Source organism: Streptomyces sp. NPDC014006 (genome assembly GCF_043088925.1).
Taxonomy (GTDB): Bacteria; Actinomycetota; Actinomycetes; order Streptomycetales; family Streptomycetaceae; genus Streptomyces.
Genome location: NZ_JBICAJ010000001.1, coordinates 1,201,135 through 1,219,420 on the forward strand (window position 1 = coordinate 1,201,135; position 18,286 = coordinate 1,219,420).

Consider the following 18,286-nt stretch of genomic DNA (forward strand, 5'->3'; position numbering starts at 1 on the left):
TGCCTCAACCCTGGCCGCTGGTGCGCGCCCGGGAGGGGGTGCATTTCAGGAGATTCCCGGGCGGAACAGGGCGGAAGGGCAGCCGCGCATGCAGGGCACGGTCGACGGATTCAGCTACGGACTCGTCACACCGGTGGTGGCCTACCTCATGGCCTGCCTCGGCGGCGCGCTCGGCCTGCGCTGCACCACCCGCGCGCTCCTCTTCGCCCACTCGTGGCGCCCGGGCTGGCTGGCCCTCGGCTCGACGGCCATCGGCTCCGGCATCTGGACGATGCACTTCGTGGCGATGATGGGCTTCACCATCGACCAGGCCCCGATCCACTACGACAAACCCATGACCTACGCGAGCCTCGGCGTCGCCGTCGTCATGGTCGGCATCGGGATCTTCATCGTCGGCTACCGGGGCGCCACCGGAACGGCGCTGTTCACCGGCGGCACCATCACCGGCCTCGGCATCGCCTCCATGCACTACCTCGGCATGGCCGGCCTGCGCTTCGACGGGCGGCTGGACTACAACACCGTCACCGTCGCCGCCTCCGTCGTCATAGGCATGGCAGCCGCCACCGCCGCCCTGTGGGCCGCCGGGCAGGTACGCGGCTTCCTGTGGAGCGTGGGCGCCAGCCTCGTCATGGGCCTCGCCGTCAGCGGTATGCACTACACCGGCATGGCCGCCCTCAGCGTTCACCTCCACGGCACCGGCGCCCCCGGCGAGGGCGACTCGCCGGCGTCCCTGCTCGCCCCGATGCTGATCGGTCCGCTCGCCCTCCTCTGCCTGGCCGCGGCCGTGGTGATCTTCGATCCGAAAATGGCCGCGGGCCGGCTCTCCCGGCCCGCCGCCGGGCCTCGGCCCGGAGTCCCCGCCCACACGACGGCGCGCCGGCCCGCCCGCCGCGCGAGCCTGAGCCCCGGCCGCGACCTGGCCCGAGACCGCTCGCGGGCCCCGCAGAACCGCTGAGCGCACCCCGTTGTCAGTGGCGGGTCGTACGGTTGATGTCATGCGGCCCGTTTCCCACATCGAACGCACGGTGGCGCCCATCGAGGTCGTCAGCCCCTACCAGCCCAACGGCGACCAGCCGGCGGCCATCGCCGACCTGGCCCGGCGTATCCAAGCCGGTGAGAAGGACGTCGTCCTGCTGGGCGCGACCGGCACCGGCAAGTCCGCCACCACCGCGTGGATGATCGAGAAGCTCCAGCGCCCCACCCTGGTGATGGCGCCGAACAAGACGCTGGCCGCCCAGCTGGCGAACGAGTTCCGCGAGCTCCTGCCGAACAACGCCGTCGAGTACTTCGTCTCGTACTACGACTACTACCAGCCCGAGGCATACGTTCCGCAGTCGGACACCTACATCGAGAAGGACTCCTCGATCAACGAGGAGGTCGAGCGGCTGCGCCACTCCGCGACCAACTCGCTGCTCACCCGCCGCGACGTCGTCGTGGTCGCCTCCGTGTCCTGCATCTACGGCCTCGGCACCCCCCAGGAGTACGTGGACCGCATGGTCCCGCTGAAGGTCGGTGAGGAGATCGACCGCGACGAGCTGCTGCGCCGCTTCGTCGACATCCAGTACGCGCGCAACGACATGGCCTTCAGCCGCGGCACCTTCCGGGTCCGCGGCGACACCATCGAGATCTTCCCGGTCTACGAGGAGCTGGCCGTCCGCATCGAGATGTTCGGCGACGAGATCGAGGCGCTCACCACGCTGCACCCGATCACCGGCGAGATCATCAGCGACGAGCAGCAGCTGTACGTCTTCCCCGCCTCCCACTACGTCGCCGGCCCCGAGCGCATGGAGCGCGCCATCAAGGGGATCGAGAGCGAGCTCGAGGAGCGCCTGGCCGAGCTGCGCAAGCAGGGCAAGCTCCTGGAGGAGCAGCGGCTGCGCATGCGCACCACCTACGACCTGGAGATGCTCCGCCAGATCGGCACCTGCTCCGGCGTGGAGAACTATTCGATGCACTTCGACGGCCGCGCCCCGGGCACCCCGCCGAACACGCTGCTCGACTACTTCCCCGAGGACTTCCTCCTGGTCATCGACGAGTCGCATGTCACGGTCCCGCAGATCGGCGCCATGTACGAGGGAGACGCCTCCCGCAAGCGCACCCTCGTCGAGCACGGGTTCCGGCTGCCCTCCGCCCTGGACAACCGGCCGCTGAAGTGGGAGGAGTTCCAGCAGCGCATCGGGCAGACGGTCTACCTGTCGGCCACCCCCGGCACCTACGAGCTGTCGCGCTCCAAGGGCGTGGTCGAGCAGATCATCCGCCCCACCGGCCTGGTCGACCCCGAGGTCGTCGTCAAGCCCACCGAGGGACAGATCGACGACCTGGTGCACGAGATCCGCAAGCGGGTCGACAAGGACGAGCGCGTCCTGGTCACCACGCTCACCAAGAAGATGGCCGAGGACCTCACGGACTACTTCCTGGAACTCGGCATCCAGGTGCGCTATCTGCACAGCGACGTCGACACCCTGCGCCGCGTCGAGCTGCTGCGCGAGCTGCGCTCCGGCGAGTTCGACGTCCTGGTCGGCATCAACCTGCTGCGTGAGGGACTGGACCTTCCCGAGGTCTCGCTGGTGGCGATCCTCGACGCCGACAAGGAGGGCTTCCTGCGCTCGGGCACCTCACTGATCCAGACGATCGGCCGCGCCGCGCGCAATGTCTCCGGCGAGGTCCACATGTACGCCGACAAGATCACCCCGGCGATGGAGAAGGCCATCGAGGAGACCAACCGCCGCCGGGAGAAGCAGGTCGCCTACAACAAGGCGAAGGGCATCGACCCGCAGCCGCTGCGCAAGAAGATCAACGACATCGTCGCCCAGATCGCCCGCGAGGACGTCGACACCGAGCAGCTGCTCGGCACCGGCTACCGGGCGAAGAAGGACGGCCGCGGCACCAAGGCACCCGTGCCCTCCCTCGGCGCGCACACCACCAAGGGAGCCAAGAGCACCAAGGCCGCCAAGGGCAAGGCCAAGGAGACCGTGCCGACCGACCAGCCGGCCACCGAGCTCGCCGGACAGATCGAGGAGCTCACCGAGCGGATGCGGGCCGCCGCCGCGGACCTGCAGTTCGAGATCGCCGCCCGGCTGCGCGACGAGGTCTCCGAGATGAAGAAGGAGCTGCGCCAGATGAAGGAGGCGGGCCTGGCCTGACGGCCGGAGTCACTCCTCCCGCCCGGACCCCGGTGCGCACGCACTGTGTTGCAAGACCGACACAAAGCAGGCGCCGGGGTTCGGCAGTGTCAGTGCGGCTGCGTAGGGTTCTGATCAACCGCGGACTTTGCGGCAACAGGGGACTGCTCGAGAGGGGAATCAGCGCGTGACCGTCAACATGACCAAGGGTCAGGCCATCAGTCTGCAGAAGGACGACGGTGGCAGCCTGACCGCGGTGCGCATGGGCCTCGGCTGGCAGGCGGCCCCCCGCCGCGGCCTGTTCGGCTCCCGCACCCGCGAGATCGACCTCGACGCCTCCGCCGTCCTCTTCGCGGACAAGCAGCCGGTCGACGTCGTCTTCTTCCGTCATCTGGTGAGCGACGACGGCTCCGTGCGCCACACCGGAGACAACCTCGTCGGCGGCGTCGGCCAGGGCGGTGACGACGAGGCCATCCTCGTCGACCTGCAGCGCGTCCCGGTCCACATCGACCAGATCGTCTTCACGGTGAACTCGTTCACTGGGCAGACCTTCCAGGAGGTGCAGAACGCGTTCTGCCGCCTGGTCGACGAGACCAACGGCCAGGAGCTGGCCCGCTACACGCTCGCGGGCGGCGGCGCCTACACGGCCCAGATCATGGCGAAGGTGCACCGGGCGGGCAGCGGCTGGACGATGACGGCCCTGGGGTCCCCGGCCAACGGCCGCACCTTCCAGGACCTGATGCCGACCATCTGGCCGCTGCTCTAGGCGCATGACGGGGCGGGCGCGGGCGGCGCGCCAGACGACACGGTGCCACCGAGGGGGACTTGAGCGATGACCGCGGAGCTGGTGCGGGGGCAGAACCACCCGCTGGACCAGGTGCGCCTGGAGATCCGGATCTCGGCCGCGGCCCCGGTCGTGGCCGCCGCGACGCTCGTGGACGAGTCCGGCACAGTGCGCGGACCGCAGTGCGTGGTCCACCCCGGAGCCCCCGCGCTGCCCGGCCTCGAAGTCCCGCGGCAGGCCGCCGCCGCCCACCGTCTCGCGGTGGATCTGGACGCCGTGCCGGACGCCGTGCACCGCGTCAACGTAGTGATCGCCCTGCCCACGGGCACCGGCGGCCCGGACCGCTTCGGCGCGGTCGCCGCCCCGTTCGTCGCGGTCACCGGCCTCGACGGCGGGGAGGTCGCCACCTTCACCCTCACCGGCCTGGACGCCGAGTCCGCGGTCATCGCCCTGGAGCTGTACCGCAGACAGGGCGCCTGGAAGGTCCGCGCGGTCGGCCAGGGATACGCCGGAGGGATCGTGGAACTCCTCGCCGACCAGGGCCTGGCCGAGGCCCGGCAGTTGGCGAACGGCATCAACGAGGCGGTGGCACAGGGGCTCACCCGCTCCGTCCAGGCGCCGCGCCTCCCGGACGGCGCGCCCACCCGTCAGACGGCGGCCCCGATACAGGGCGGCCTCGCCGCTCATGCGGACCCGGCCACCGCCGGCGGCTCGGCTCCGCAGGGCGGTCCCGCCCCGCAGGGCACGCCGGGTGCCGTACCTCCGCAGCCTGCCGGCGTTCCCCCGCAGACGCCCGGAGTCGCGGGGGAACCGGCCGCCGTGACGGACCGGCCGTCGCCCCCCGTATCGGAGCGGCCGTCGGCCGCCACGGGTGGCCCGATCGACTACACGCACCCCGGGCGGCGCCACACCGCCCCGCCTCCGCCCCCGCCGAGCGCACCGGCCCCGCCGCCCGGTCAGCCCGCTCAGCCCGTCGCCGGTGACGCGACCGGCTGGACGATGGACGAGCGGCTCTACAACCAGGTGTGGGGCATGTTCGAGGACTTCGCCCGCACGGCCGCCGCCTATCGCAGCGCCGTCGACTTCGCGGAGACCCGCCAGGAGCAGGAGCTCGATGGGATCCTGTCCGACCCCCGCAGCCGGATCGGCGGCCAGGGGGACGCGGCCCGTGAGGAGGCGCGTGTCCGCTATGGCGCGCTCGTCGAGCAGGCCCGGCAGGCGTTCGACCGGGACGTGGCCCAGCTGATGGCCGAGGCCGAGGTGGTGGAGCCCGCCCTGCCGCCCGCGTACGCCCGCTGGGACAGCCCGGTCTGGCACGGCTACCGGATGCCGATGGAGATGCCGATGGCGTTGCGATTGGGCGATCTGACCCTGCCCGAGAGCGACCGGCTGCGCATCCCGATGCTCGTGCGACTGCCGCTGGAGCGCGGCCTGTGGATCGACAGCGGGCGCGTGGCATCGCAGGCGGGGGTCTTCACCGACGACCACGACAGGCGACGGCTGGCCATGGAGGCGGCGGTCGCGCATGCCGCGCGGCTGCTCGCCGCGCATCCGGCGGGGGAGTTCACCGTGCACGTGATCGACCCGGCCGGTTCGGCGGCATCCGCCCTGGCGCCGCTGACGGACACCGGCGTGCTCGCCGAGCCGCCGGCCGTGGGCGCCGCCGGTGTGGCGGACGTGCTGGGCCGGCTGACGCAGCGCGTGGACCTGGTGCAGATGGCGGTGCGCGGCGGCGCGGCCGATTCCCTGCCGCCCGGCTTCGACACCGCCCAGCAGCTGCTGGTGGTCAACGACTTCCCGCACGGCTTCGACGACCGCGCCGTGACCCAGCTGCGCTACCTCGCCGACGAGGGGCCCTCCGTCGGTGTGCATCTGATGATGGTCGCCGACCGCGAGGACGCCGCCGGTTACGGTCCGTTGCTGGATCCGCTGTGGCGAGCCCTGCTGCGGCTGACTCCGGTGCCCGACGACCACCTGGCCGACCCGTGGGTCGGGCACGCCTGGACGTACGAGCCCGCGCTCGTGCCGCCCGGCAGCCAGGTGCTCCGCCAGGTCCTGACCCATGTGTCCGCCGAACGTACCAAGTACGCGTAAAGCGCCTCCCGCCAGGGATTTTGGCCTTTCCTTTGCCAATCACTTTACCTTTCTTTGGTGATTCGGTACTGTTGACGGCACGGAGGGGAGTACTCCCTGTCGCTGCGGCGTTCCCGTCAATACGGATCACCATTGATCCCGGGGCGCCGGCCCGTTCGCGGGTGGAAGAGACCTCCGGTAGCGAAAACGCCGGCTACGTGCCGTGATGACTGCCGGAGGTGCAGTGGACGTTTCGATGACCCTGTGGGTCCTGACCATCGTGGGCCTCGCCGCCCTGATCACGGTCGATTTCTTCATCGGCCGCAAGCCGCACGACGTGTCCGTCAAGGAAGCCGGGATCTGGACGGTCGTCTGGATCGCCCTCGCGGCGCTCTTCGGACTCGGCCTGTTCGTCTTCGGCGGCGGACAGCCCGCCGGCGAGTTCTTCGCCGGTTTCATCACCGAGAAGTCGCTGAGCGTCGACAACCTCTTCGTGTTCGTCCTGATCATGGGGAAGTTCGCGGTCCCGTCGCAATACCAGCAGCGGGTGCTCCTCGTCGGTGTGCTCATAGCCCTGGTCCTGCGGGCCGTCTTCATCGCCGCGGGTGCCGCGATCCTCGCCAGCTTCTCGTGGGTCTTCTACCTCTTCGGGGCCTTCCTGATCTGGACCGCCTGGAAGCTCATCCAGGAGGCCCGAGCCGACGAGGAGGACGAGGAGTACGAGGAGAACAAGCTCCTGAAGGCCGTCGAGCGCAGGTTCGGTGTCGCGGACCGCTACCACGGCACCAAGCTGTGGCTCCAGCAGAACGGCAAGCGGGTCATGACCCCGATGCTCGTGGTCATGCTCGCGATCGGCACCACCGACGTGCTGTTCGCCCTGGACTCCATCCCCGCGATCTTCGGCCTGACCCAGGACCCGTACATCGTCTTCACGGCCAACGCCTTCGCGTTGATGGGCCTCCGGCAGCTGTACTTCCTCATCGGCGGCCTGCTGAGGAAGCTGGTGCACCTGAGCTACGGCCTGTCGATCATCCTGGGCTTCATCGGCGTCAAACTGGTGTTGCACGCGCTGCACGAGTCGGGCGTCGATGTGCCGGAGATCAGCATCCCGGTCTCCCTTGGGGTCATCGTCGCCGTCCTGCTCGTCACGACGCTCACCAGCCTGCGGGCCTCCCGCAAGCAGGCGGCCGTCGAGGCGGCGGAGCAGCACAGCGCCGAGGCCCCGAAGGACGACGTGCAGGCCTGACAGCGGCGGCCGGTCGCTTCCGGCAACGGCGGCCGGCCATGGTGCTGCTGCCCGAGACCATCGCCGCGCTGCGCTCCGCGCGCCGCGACCGGGTGCAGACCAGCCTGAACCTGGCCCTCGGTTCCTCCATGGCCAGCATCGGCACTGGCCATTCCCGCGGTCGCCCTGGCGTCCGTCTGGCTGTCCGGGCCGCTGGTCCTCGGCCTCGACTCCCTCCACATGGCGTTGCTGGCCCTGCCCGTGGTGGTCGCCTCGCTGACCGTCGTACCGGGCCGGGCCGGGCCGCACCGCTCCAGGGAGGCGTGCACCTGGTGCTCTTCGCGGCATATCTGGAGTTGGCGATCAATCCATAGCGCCGGCGGCCGGGCTGACGACCGGCGGCACCGGTCCCGGGCTGGTCTCCGGCAGCAGGGCGAAACAGCCGAGGCTGAGCAGGGCGATCCCGGTCAGATACGCGCCGACGCCCCACGGCACCCGGCCGCCCTGCTCGGCCAGCGCGGTCGCCACGATCGGGGTCAGCGCGCCCCCGAGGACCCCGCCGAGGTTGTAGCCGACCGCGGCGCCGGTGCAGCGAACCCGCGGCTCGTACAGCTCGGGCAGGTAGGCGGCGATGACGGCGAACATGGTCACGAACGCGATCAGGGCGCCCGCGAGGCCGAGGAACATCGTCAGCGGCTCGCCCGTGGCGAGCAGCGCGACCATCGGGAACATCCACAGGGCGGAGGCCGCGCATCCCGTCAGGCACAGTGGCCGCCGCCCGAAACGATCGCCGAGCATCGCCGCCAGCGGCGTCAGCGCGCCCTTGAGCACCACGGCCGCCATGATGCAGCCCAGCATCACGGGACGGCTCACCCCGAGCCGCTCCGTCGCGTAGGCCAGCGACCAGGTCGTCACGGCGTAGAAGATCGCGTATCCGGCCGCGAGCGCACCGGCCGTCAGCAGCACCAGCCGCCCGTGATGGCGCACCAGTTCGGCGAGCGGCACGCGCGCGTGGTCGTCGATCTCCAGGAACCGGGGGCTCTCGGCGAGCGACGACCGCAGCCACAGCCCTGCCAGCGCCGGCACACCCGCCGCCCAGAACGGCACCCGCCATCCCCAGGTGGCGAACTCGGTGTCCGTGAGCACCGCGGAGAGCGCCAGCACCATCGCGTTGGCGAGCAGGAACCCCACCGCCGGCCCCACCTGCGGGAAGCTCGACCACAGTGCGCGGCGCGCCGGCGGGGCGTGCTCCGCGGTGAGCAGCACAGCACCGCCCCACTCGCCGCCGAGCCCAAGCCCCTGCAGGAAGCGCAGGGCGACCAGCAGCAGCGGGGCGGCGGCGCCGATCGTGCCGTACGTCGGCAGACAGCCGACACCCACCGTCGCCGCGCCCGTCAGCAGCAGGGAGGCCATCAGCACCGGCCGCCGTCCGTGCCGGTCCCCGATGTGCCCGAAGAGCACCGAGCCCAGTGGGCGGGCGACGAAGCCCACGCCGAACGTCGCGAAGGCGGCCATGGTTCCCGCCAGCGGTGAGAAGGCCGGGAAGAACAGCGGGCCGAGGACCAGAGCGGCCGCGGTCCCGTAGACGAAGAAGTCGTAGAACTCGATGGCCGTGCCCGCGAGCGAGGCGACCGCGAGCCGTGGCATGGACGGTGTCCTCGCGCTGCGTACGTCGTGCATGCCGCGTCAACCACCCGCGCTCAGCCACGGTTACGGGGCGCGCGGGGGCACGGGGCTCTCGGCGGGCGACGGTGATGCGCCGGCAGAGGGAGTGCGGGGGAGGGCCCGTCGGCGGGCCGGGGCACCGTGATACACCGAGGAGCGAGCAGCGGCCCCGCCGGGCCGCCGACCCCGAACGGACCGGAGGAACCGTGCCCCGCACCCTGGCCAACGCCCCGATCATGATCCTGAACGGCCCCAACCTGAACCTGCTCGGGCAGCGCCAGCCGGAGATCTACGGCTCCGACACGCTCGCCGACGTCGAGGCGCTGTGCGCCAAGGCGGCGGCCGCGCACGGCGGCACGATCGACTTCCGGCAGTCCAACCACGAGGGCGAGCTGGTCGACTGGATCCAGGAGGCACGGCTGAGCCACTGCGGGATCGTCATCAACCCGGCCGCCTACTCCCACACCTCGGTCGCGATCCTCGACGCCCTCAACACCTGCGACGGCCTGCCGGTGATCGAGGTGCACATCTCCAACATCCACCAGCGGGAGTCCTTCCGGCACCACTCCTACGTCTCGGTGCGCGCCGACGGCGTCATCGCCGGGTGCGGCGTGCAGGGCTACGTCTTCGGCGTGGAACGGGTCGCCGCTCTGGTGGGCGCGGCACAGGCCGACGCGTAAGCCCCGCCGGCCATGGCGGGGCGCCCCTTACCGGATGCCCGGCCCATCGGCGTCCGGCGGCCCCTACAGCCGCCCCGCCTCCACGATCCGCCGCAGGAAACGCCGGGTGCGCTCCTGCTGCGGGTCGCCGAAGACCTCCTGTGCGGTGCCGCGTTCCAGGACGACCCCGCCGTCCAGGAAGCACACCTGGTCGGCGCCGTCGCGGGCGAACCCCATCTCGTGGGTGGCGAGGACCATGCCCATGCCCTCGTCCTTCAGTCCGCGCACCACGGCGAGCACCTCGCCGACCAGTTCCGGGTCGAGGGCGGCGGTGATCTCGTCGAGCAGCAGCAGCCGGGGCCGTACGGCCAGGGCGCGCACGATCGCCACGCGCTGCTGCTGGCCACCGCTCAGCCGGTCCGGGTAGGCGCGCGCCTTGTCGCCGAGCCCGAGTCGCTCAAGCAGCTCACGCGCGTGTGCCTCGGCGTCGGCGCGGGAGACGCCGTGGACCCGGCGCGGGGCGAGGGTGATGTTGTCCAGCACAGTCATGTGCGGGAAGAGGTTGTACGCCTGGAAGACGACGCCGATCCGGCGCCGCACCGCGTCCTGGTCCACCCGAGGGTCGGTGATCTCCTCGCCGTCCAGCCAGATCGCGCCTTGTCGATCTCCTCCAGCAGGTTGACGCACCGCAGCAGTGTCGACTTTCCGGAGCCGGAGGCGCCGATCAGCGCGGTCACCGTGTGCGGTGCGGTCGTTCAGCAGGGGCGGCACGTGGCGGCGCACGGCCTGTGGCAGCACCACGTATCGCAGTGCCTGACGGTCGCTCAGGCCCAGGGAGCGGGCGGCGGCGCGCTGGGAGGGATGGACGGACTCGATGCCGGCGCGGAACACGTCGGCGACGTACGCGGAGTACGTCAGCGTCAGCGCCGTACCGCCGAGGAGGACCGGATCGACACTGACGCCCTGCAGGCGCAGGGCCGGCACACCCAGCACCACGATCATCAGGCTGATGATGAGCGGCAGCCCGCGGAAGAAGTCCGTGTACGCCGCCGCGAGCACCCGCAGCGGGAAGAACACCGGGCCACGCAGTGTGCGGGCGATGGCGATCAGCATGCCGAGGACCAGCACCGCGGCCTCGCAGACCAGCAGCAGGCGCACGTTCAGCCACAGCCCGTCGAGCACCTTGGGCAGCGCCTCGCGCGCGTACCGCGCGCTGAAGAACGTCTCCCTGGTGCGCGGCCAGCCGGGCGCGCGGACCCTCGGCGCAACCCTCCGCCTGTCACCAGCCGCGCGCGTGCCACTCCGGCAGATGCGGCCGTTCCGAGCCCAGCGTGGTGTCGTCGCCGTGGCCCGGGTAGACCCAGGTCTCGTCGGGCAGGACATCGAAGATCTTGGTCTCGACGTCGTGGATCAGGCTGGCGAACGCCTTCGGGTCCTTGCGGGTGTTGCCCACGCCGCCGGGGAAGAGGCAGTCGCCGGTGAAGACGTGCGGATGCCCATGGGGGTCGTCGTAGACGAGCGCGATCGAGCCGGGCGTGTGGCCCACGAGGTGGCGGGCGGTCAGCTCCACCTGCCCGACCCGGACGGTGTCGCCGTCGTCCACCAGGACGTCGGTGGCCACGGGGATGCCCTCCGCGTCGTCGCGGCCCGCGTAGGTCCGGGCGCCGGTGGCCGCCACGACCTGGGCGAGCGCCTGCCAGTGGTCGGGGTGGCGATGGGTGGTGACGACGGACGCGATGCCGTCGTCACCGATCGTGCCGAGCAGCGTGTGCGCGTCGGCGGCCGCGTCGATCAGGAGCTGTTCGTCCGTGGCCCGGCAGCGCAGCAGATAGGCGTTGTTGTCCATGGGGCCGACCGCGATCTTGGTGATCATCAGGTCCTTCAGCTCGTGCACGTCCGCCGGGCCGCCGACCGTCACCTGTCCGCTGTACGTCATGACCGTCAGCCTATCGCCGGGACGCCGCAGGGGAACGCCGGAGCCGCTCCTACAGGGGCGGCAGGGCCGGAAGCGCGCCGCCGTCCACGCTGAGCGCGGCCCCGTCGCGACGCCCGGCCAGCCAGCCCAGCAGGTCGGCCGGCTCGCCGGAGACGGTGACCTCGGCATCCGCGCCCTTGATGTCCGTGTCCTCGGTGCCGGCGCCTTCCCGATCACCCCGTCCGGTGCGCCACACGCGCGTGCCGTCCGTGATCCGGGTCGCCGGCACCTCGGGGTGGCCGCTGAACCGGGCCGCGAGGAAGTCGATCTCCCGCTCGGTGAAGTCGGCCGGCAGGTCCTCCAGCTCGTAGCCGATCCCCAGGTCCACGTGGTGCAGCTCCACCTCGGCCCAGCGCCGGAACGGCACCCGGGCGGCGGCGTCGGTCACGCCGTTGCGCAGTTCGACCGTCCGCGACCAGTCCTGGGGCGCCGCACCGGCCGCCTGGAAGCGCGCGCCGCTCTCGCGCAGATCGGCGAGCTGGGCGTCCAGGGCACGCGGCGCGTCCCGCTCGATGTCGGCGTCCCGGGCCTCGGCGGAGACGTACATGGGCCGGCCCTCGAGGACGTTCACGAGGGCGTCGGCGTTGCGGGCGATGTGAGCCAGGACATGTCCGCGACTCCAGCCGGGCAGCCGTGACGGCTCGGCCACCGATGCGTTGTCCAGTTCGGCGACTGCGCTGAGCAGTCGGTCGGTGGCGTCACGTACAGACGCCAGGTCATGCGCGTGATCAATCATGGTGCTGACATTAGCCGCGCCACACCTTCGGGTGAAGTCGGCGAAGCAGTGCCGTAATTCGAATGCACGTGCTATATGGTCGGTCGTGGCGTCGGGCATGCTGGAGAGCCGGGGTTTGTTGGCAACACATGAATCCGACCGGCGTTGTCAGTGGCTCCCCCTAGTCTGGGAAAGACGGGGGCCCCGCCCCTGTCACTTCTCTCAAGAAAGGTGCGGACCGGCGTGGCCGACCGTCTCATCGTCCGTGGCGCGCGCGAGCACAACCTGAAGAACGTCTCGCTCGACCTGCCCCGTGACTCGCTCATCGTCTTCACGGGCCTGTCCGGGTCGGGCAAGTCCTCCCTGGCTTTCGACACGATCTTCGCGGAGGGCCAGCGGCGCTACGTGGAGTCGCTCTCCTCGTACGCCCGCCAGTTCCTCGGCCAGATGGACAAGCCGGACGTCGACTTCATCGAGGGACTGTCCCCGGCCGTCTCCATCGACCAGAAGTCGACCTCGCGCAACCCGCGCTCCACGGTCGGCACCATCACCGAGGTCTACGACTACCTGCGTCTGCTGTTCGCGCGCATCGGCAAGCCGCACTGCCCCGAGTGCGGCCGTCCCATCACGCGCCAGTCGCCGCAGGCCATCGTCGACAGGGTGCTGGAGCTGCCGGAGGGGAGCCGCTTCCAGGTGCTCTCGCCGCTGGTGCGCGAGCGCAAGGGCGAGTTCGTCGACCTCTTCTCCGACCTCCAGGCCAAGGGCTACTCCCGCGCGCGCGTGGACGGCGAGACGATCCAGCTCTCCAGCCCGCCCACGCTGAAGAAGCAGGAGAAGCACACCATCGAGGTGGTCGTCGACCGCCTCACGGTGAAGGACTCCGCCAAGCGCCGTCTCACCGACTCGGTGGAGACCGCCCTCGGGCTGTCCGGCGGCATGATCGTGCTCGACTTCGTCGACCTCCCCGAGGACGACCCCGAGCGCGAGCGGATGTACTCCGAGCACCTGTACTGCCCGTACGACGACCTGTCCTTCGAGGAGCTGGAGCCGCGCTCCTTCTCCTTCAACTCGCCCTTCGGCGCCTGCCCCGAGTGCACCGGCATCGGCACGCGCATGGAGGTCGATCCGGAGCTGATCGTCCCGGACCCCGACAAGAGCCTCGACGAGGGTGCCATCCACCCCTGGTCGCACGGTCACACCAGGGACTACTTCGACCGTCTGGTCGGCGCGCTCGCCGACGCCCTCGGCTTCCGCACCGACATCCCCTTCGCGGGCCTGCCGCAGCGCGCGAAGAAGGCCCTGCTCCACGGCCACAAGACGCAGATCGAGGTCCGCTACCGCAACCGCTATGGGCGCGAGCGCGTGTACACCACGCCCTTCGAGGGCGCGGTGCCCTTCGTCAAGCGCCGGCACAGCGAGGCCGAGTCCGACGCGAGCCGTGAGCGCTTCGAGGGCTACATGCGCGAGGTGCCCTGTCCCTCCTGTGAGGGCACGCGGCTGAAGCCGGTCGTCCTCGCGGTCACGATCATGGAGAAGTCGATCGCCGAGGTCTCCGCGATGTCGATCAGCGACTGCGCGGACTTCCTCGGGCGGCTCAAGCTGACCGCCCGCGACAAGAAGATCGCCGAGCGGGTCCTGAAGGAGGTCAACGAGCGGCTGCGGTTCCTCGTCGACGTCGGCCTGGACTACCTCTCGCTCAACCGCGCGGCCGGCACCCTTTCCGGCGGCGAGGCCCAGCGCATCCGGCTGGCCACTCAGATCGGCTCCGGCCTCGTCGGCGTCCTGTACGTTCTCGACGAGCCGTCCATCGGCCTGCACCAGCGCGACAACCACCGGCTGATCGAGACCCTGGTCCGGCTGCGCGACATGGGCAACACGCTCATCGTCGTCGAGCACGACGAGGACACCATCAAGGTCGCCGACTGGATCGTCGACATCGGCCCCGGCGCCGGTGAGCACGGCGGCAAGGTCGTGCACAGCGGCTCCCTGAAGGAACTCCTCGCCAACAAGGAGTCGCAGACCGGCCAGTACCTCTCCGGCCGCAAGGCCATCCCGCTGCCCGACGTGCGCCGCCCGCGCGACCCGTCCCGGCAGCTCACCGTGCACGGCGCCCGCGAGAACAACCTGAAGGACATCGACGTGTCCTTCCCGCTTGGCCTGTTCACGGCGGTCACCGGCGTGTCCGGCTCCGGCAAGTCCACCCTGGTCAACGACATCCTCTACACCCACCTGGCGCGCGAGTTGAACGGCGCGCGAGGCGTCCCCGGGCGGCACACGCGCGTGGAGGGCGACGACCTCGTCGACAAGGTCGTGCACGTCGACCAGTCGCCGATCGGCCGCACCCCGCGCTCGAACCCCGCGACCTACACCGGCGTCTTCGACCACATCCGCAAGCTGTTCGCCGAGACCACCGAGGCGAAGGTCCGCGGCTACATGCCGGGCCGCTTCTCCTTCAACGTCAAGGGCGGCCGCTGCGAGAACTGCGCGGGCGACGGCACGATCAAGATCGAGATGAACTTCCTCCCGGACGTCTACGTCCCGTGCGAGGTCTGCCACGGCGCCCGGTACAACCGGGAGACCCTGGAGGTCCACTACAAGGGCAAGTCCATCGCCGAGGTCCTGAACATGCCGATCGAGGAAGCCATGAACTTCTTCGAGGCCGTCCCGGCGATCAACCGCCACCTCAAGACGCTGAACGACGTCGGTCTCGGCTACGTCCGCCTCGGCCAGTCCGCGACCACCCTGTCCGGCGGTGAGGCGCAGCGCGTCAAGCTCGCCAGCGAGCTGCAGAAGCGCTCCACCGGCCGCACGGTCTACGTCCTGGACGAGCCGACCACCGGTCTGCACTTCGAGGACATCAGCAAGCTGCTGAAGGTGCTCTCCGGCCTGGTGGAGAAGGGCAACACGGTCATCGTCATCGAGCACAACCTCGACGTGATCAAGACCGCCGACTGGCTCGTCGACATGGGCCCCGAGGGCGGCGCCGGCGGCGGTCTGGTGGTCGCCGAGGGCACGCCCGAGGAGGTCGCCGCGGTCCCGGCCAGCCACACCGGCAAGTTCCTGCGGGAGATCCTCGGCGCGGACCGGATCAGCGACGCCACCGTGCCCGCGGCACGCCGGAAGACCCCGGCGAAGACGGTGGCGGCGGCAGCGGGGACCCGCAAGACCGCCACCAAGGCGGTCGGCAGTGCGGCCGCCAAGAAGACGGCGGCCACGGCCAAGAAGACGGCCGCGGCGAAGACGACGAAGACGACGCGGGCGCGCAAGGCCTGACGCTCGCCCACCGACGGGCGGTGCCTCCGCGGAGCTCCTCCGCAGGGGCGCCGCCCGCTGCCGTTCCGGCCGCCTTGAACGCCGCGGGCTCTCGCGGGGCCACACACCGACCGGGGCGGCGGGCGCCGGTTCCTAGCCGTGGCGCCGGTTTCCCAGGCGTGGCGCCGGTCAGTCCTCCAGCTCCCGGGCGTACGGCGGCTCCGCGCCCGCCCGGGAGCAGGTGACCGCCGCCGCGCGGGCCGCGTACCGGAGCAGCTGCTGCCAGCCGTCGGGGCCCAGTTTCGCCAGGGCGCTCGGGGAGAGGGCGTCGCGGGCGGCCAGGCCGTGCAGCAGCGCCGCGTTCACCGTGTCGCCCGCGCCGATCGTGTCCACCACGTCCACCGGCTCACCGGGCACGGTGTGCACCGCGCCGTCCGCGGTGAACGCGGTCAGACCGTCGCCGCCCTGTGTGATCACCACGGCCGACGGACCGGCGGACAACCACTCCCGAGGGGTGCCGCCCAGCCAGAGGGCGTCCTCCTCGGAGAGCTTGAGCAGTGACACGGAAGGCAGCCAGCTCTTGAACCGGGCCCGGTAGGCGTCCGCGTCGGGGATCAGCCCCGGCCGGATGTTCGGGTCGAGGGAGGTGAACACGCCCTGCGCGGCCGCGGTCCGCATCAGCTCCTCGTACGCGCTCGCCCCCGGCTCCAGCACCAGCGAGCACGTCCCGAAGGACACCGCCCGGGTCCCGGCCGGCAGCGCGGGCGGCGTCGAGAAGAGCCGGTCGGCGGTGCCCTCGACGTAGAAGGAGTAGGCGGCCGAACCGCCCGGGTCGATCGTGGCGACGGCCAGGGTCGTCGGCTCGGAGCCGCGCTGTACGGCGGAGACGTCGACCCCGGCCGCGCGCAGCCCGTCGAGCAGGGCCTCGCCGAAGGCGTCCCCCGACACCCGCGAACAGAAGGCGGTGGGGGAGCCCAGCCGCCCCAGGGCGACCGCCGTGTTGTACGGCCCGCCGCCCAGCGCCGGCCGGAGGGCGGCGAGGGCACCCGTGCCCTGCGGTACCAGGTCGATCAGGGCCTCACCGGCGACGACGATCATGCGACGGGTTCCTCTCTGGGCTCTTCGGTGCAGGACTTTCATGCGCACGGCTGTTCAGGGCAGCCGCACGAGGTGCGGTGGACGAAGGAACAGGGCAGCCGCACGGTCCGCGCGGGCCGCTCCGGCTGCGCGAGCCGCTCCAGCAGCACGCGGACGGCGGTGGCGCCCAGCTCCCTGCTGGGCTGGGCGATCGCGGTCAGGCGGGGGGAGAACACATCCGCCCAGGCGAAGTCGTCGAAGCAGCCGAGCGCGATGTCGTCGGGCACGGTCAGGCCGCGGGCGCGCAGGGCCCGCAGGGCGCCGATGGTCATGGCGTTGTTGGCGCTGATCAGAGCGGTGGGCGGCACGGCGAGCGCCAGCAGCTCGGCGGTGGCCCGCTCGGCACCGCCGGCCGCGGAGTCGCCGTGGACGACGAGCCGCTCGTCGTAGGGCAGAGCGGCGGCCGCGAGGCCGTGCCGGTAGCCGCTCATCCGCTCCCGGGTGGTGCTGAGCCCGGGCAGCCCGGCGACCAGGCCGATACGGCGGTGCCCGAGCTCGGCGAGATGGGCGACGAGCCGGGCGGTCGGCGCCGCGTTCTCGGCGAACACCTGGTCGAAGCGGAAGGCCGGGTCCGTCGGGGCGTCGACGGCCCGGTCGAGGAAGACGGCGGGCACGGCGTGGCGGGCGAGGTAGCCGACCAGGCCGTCGGGGCGGGCGGACGGGGCGACGATCACACCGTCGACGCGGCGCTCGTGCAGCAGTTGCACCACGCGGCGCTCGTGCCCGGGGTCGTCGTGCGGATCGGCGATGAGCAGGCTGTAGCCCTCCTCCAGCGCGGCCGCCTCGACGCCCTGGAGGATCTCGGTGAAGTACGGGTTGCTGATCGCGGAGACCGCGAGGCCGATGGAGCGGGTACGGGAGGTCACCAGCGAGCGGGCCAGCGTGTTCGGGGTGTACCCCAGCTCGTCGATGGCGTCCAGCACCGCCTGGCGGGTCTGCGGAAGCACCGGCCGGGTGCCGTTCAGAACGTGCGAGACGGTCGCGACGGAAACGCCGGCCGAGCGCGCGACATCGGCCATGGTGGGCATGCGGGGGGTTCCCTTCCCGGCTCTCGGTGCGGACCTGGGAGGGAAACTATCCGATCCCAGACCCGCACGTAAACGTTTACGCAAGCGTTTACGTCACCCATCTGGACCGCGCTCCGACGTTTCCACGGCCAGGGAGCCCACGGACCTGCCCCCTGTTCAAGGGCGGTATCGTGCAGCACGCAGCACCGTCCGACCCCGTGGAGAGCCTCATGTCCGGCAGCCCGGTCCCCAGCCGCCGCACCCTGCTGAAGGGTGCCGCCGCCGTCCCCGCCGCCGGCCTGGGCCTCGCGGCCTGCTCCGGACCGTCCGAGTCCGAGGGGCCCGTGGACGTCGGCCCCGAGACCGAGGTCCCCAAGGGCGGCGCGAAGCTGTACCGCAAGCACAACGTGGTGGTCGGACGCGACTCCGCCGGCACGCTCAAGGCGTTCAGCACGATCTGCACGCACGCGCAGTGCCCCATCGCCAAGCTGGACGGCACGACACTGACCTGCACCTGCCACGGCAGCCAGTTCGACGCCACCACCGGCAAGGTGCTGCACTCCCCGGCCACCGAACCGCTCAAGGAGCTGCCGGTCCAGGCCAAGAACGGCCGGATCGTGGCGAACCCGTCGGCCTGAGACCCCGGACGGCCGCGTCGGAACGCCGCCGCGT

Annotated in this window: 13 protein-coding genes and 3 pseudogenes; 9 read left to right on the plus strand and 7 right to left on the minus strand. The window is 71.3% G+C overall.

The window, feature by feature from the left end; all coding sequences use genetic code 11:
* The first annotated feature begins 88 nt into the window (after positions 1 to 88).
* The 6 genes and pseudogenes from ACF1GV_RS05495 to ACF1GV_RS05520 form a co-directional block, all read left to right on the plus strand.
* Positions 89 to 955, plus strand: coding sequence for an MHYT domain-containing protein (locus tag ACF1GV_RS05495; protein ID WP_391678097.1), 867 nt, complete (start codon positions 89 to 91; stop codon positions 953 to 955).
* A 40-nt stretch (positions 956 to 995) separates the two neighbouring features.
* Positions 996 to 3,143 (plus strand): excinuclease ABC subunit UvrB, encoded by a 2,148-nt coding sequence (gene uvrB / locus ACF1GV_RS05500; protein WP_391678099.1) that lies wholly within the window; start codon positions 996 to 998, stop codon positions 3,141 to 3,143.
* 166 nt (positions 3,144 to 3,309) lie between these two features.
* Positions 3,310 to 3,888 carry a TerD family protein gene (locus ACF1GV_RS05505; RefSeq protein ID WP_391678100.1) on the plus strand — a complete coding sequence of 193 codons (579 nt, stop codon included), beginning with the start codon at positions 3,310 to 3,312 and terminating at the stop codon, positions 3,886 to 3,888.
* 66 nt (positions 3,889 to 3,954) lie between these two features.
* Entirely contained in the window at positions 3,955 to 6,000 is a 2,046-nt protein-coding gene (locus ACF1GV_RS05510; RefSeq protein ID WP_391678102.1) for a TerD family protein, read from the plus strand.
* A gap of 235 nt (positions 6,001 to 6,235) precedes the next feature.
* On the plus strand, positions 6,236 to 7,225 hold the full coding sequence (locus tag ACF1GV_RS05515; RefSeq protein WP_391678104.1) for a TerC family protein: 990 nt from the start codon (positions 6,236 to 6,238) through the stop codon (positions 7,223 to 7,225).
* Between the two features lie 38 nt (positions 7,226 to 7,263).
* Positions 7,264 to 7,578 (plus strand): annotated as a pseudogene (locus tag ACF1GV_RS05520) (ionic transporter y4hA); the annotation flags it as partial.
* On the opposite strand, the gene ACF1GV_RS05525 reads toward ACF1GV_RS05520, so the two are convergent.
* On the minus strand, positions 7,568 to 8,851 hold the full coding sequence (locus tag ACF1GV_RS05525) for an MFS transporter (protein WP_391678105.1): 1,284 nt from the start codon (positions 8,849 to 8,851) through the stop codon (positions 7,568 to 7,570). The pseudogene ACF1GV_RS05520 and the gene ACF1GV_RS05525 sit on opposite strands and share 11 nt — an antisense overlap.
* 224 nt (positions 8,852 to 9,075) lie before the next feature.
* Here ACF1GV_RS05525 and aroQ point away from each other — a divergent pair, with 224 nt between their 5' ends.
* Positions 9,076 to 9,549, plus strand: a complete 474-nt coding sequence (gene aroQ / locus ACF1GV_RS05530) for a type II 3-dehydroquinate dehydratase (RefSeq protein WP_391678106.1) — start codon at positions 9,076 to 9,078, stop codon at positions 9,547 to 9,549.
* A gap of 63 nt (positions 9,550 to 9,612) precedes the next feature.
* On the opposite strand, the pseudogene ACF1GV_RS05535 reads toward aroQ, so the two are convergent.
* The 4 genes and pseudogenes from ACF1GV_RS05535 to ACF1GV_RS05550 all read right to left on the minus strand — a co-directional run.
* Positions 9,613 to 10,277 (minus strand): annotated as a pseudogene (locus ACF1GV_RS05535) (amino acid ABC transporter ATP-binding protein); the annotation flags it as partial.
* A gap of 1 nt (position 10,278) precedes the next feature.
* Positions 10,279 to 10,785 (minus strand): annotated as a pseudogene (locus ACF1GV_RS05540) (amino acid ABC transporter permease); the annotation flags it as partial.
* A 22-nt stretch (positions 10,786 to 10,807) separates the two neighbouring features.
* Positions 10,808 to 11,464 (minus strand): MBL fold metallo-hydrolase, encoded by a 657-nt coding sequence (locus ACF1GV_RS05545; protein WP_391678107.1) that lies wholly within the window; start codon positions 11,462 to 11,464, stop codon positions 10,808 to 10,810.
* Positions 11,465 to 11,513: 49 nt separating this feature from the next.
* On the minus strand, positions 11,514 to 12,239 hold the full coding sequence (locus tag ACF1GV_RS05550; protein ID WP_391678110.1) for a maleylpyruvate isomerase family mycothiol-dependent enzyme: 726 nt from the start codon (positions 12,237 to 12,239) through the stop codon (positions 11,514 to 11,516).
* Between the two features lie 222 nt (positions 12,240 to 12,461).
* Here ACF1GV_RS05550 and uvrA point away from each other — a divergent pair, with 222 nt between their 5' ends.
* Positions 12,462 to 15,491, plus strand: a complete 3,030-nt coding sequence (gene uvrA, locus ACF1GV_RS05555; RefSeq protein WP_391678112.1) for an excinuclease ABC subunit UvrA — start codon at positions 12,462 to 12,464, stop codon at positions 15,489 to 15,491.
* A gap of 168 nt (positions 15,492 to 15,659) precedes the next feature.
* Here uvrA and ACF1GV_RS05560 read toward each other — a convergent pair whose 3' ends face one another.
* Together ACF1GV_RS05560 and ACF1GV_RS05565 are read right to left on the minus strand one after the other, a co-directional pair.
* The gene (locus ACF1GV_RS05560) at positions 15,660 to 16,568 is read right to left on the minus strand and encodes a carbohydrate kinase (RefSeq protein ID WP_391678114.1); all 909 of its coding nucleotides are present in this window, start codon (positions 16,566 to 16,568) and stop codon (positions 15,660 to 15,662) included.
* 38 nt (positions 16,569 to 16,606) lie between these two features.
* Complete coding sequence (locus ACF1GV_RS05565) at positions 16,607 to 17,635, minus strand: LacI family DNA-binding transcriptional regulator (RefSeq protein WP_391678116.1); 1,029 nt, start codon at positions 17,633 to 17,635, stop codon at positions 16,607 to 16,609.
* 209 nt (positions 17,636 to 17,844) lie between these two features.
* Between ACF1GV_RS05565 and ACF1GV_RS05570 the strand changes: the two genes are divergently transcribed.
* Entirely contained in the window at positions 17,845 to 18,252 is a 408-nt protein-coding gene (locus ACF1GV_RS05570; protein WP_391678119.1) for a Rieske (2Fe-2S) protein, read from the plus strand.
* Positions 18,253 to 18,286 lie beyond the last annotated feature (34 nt).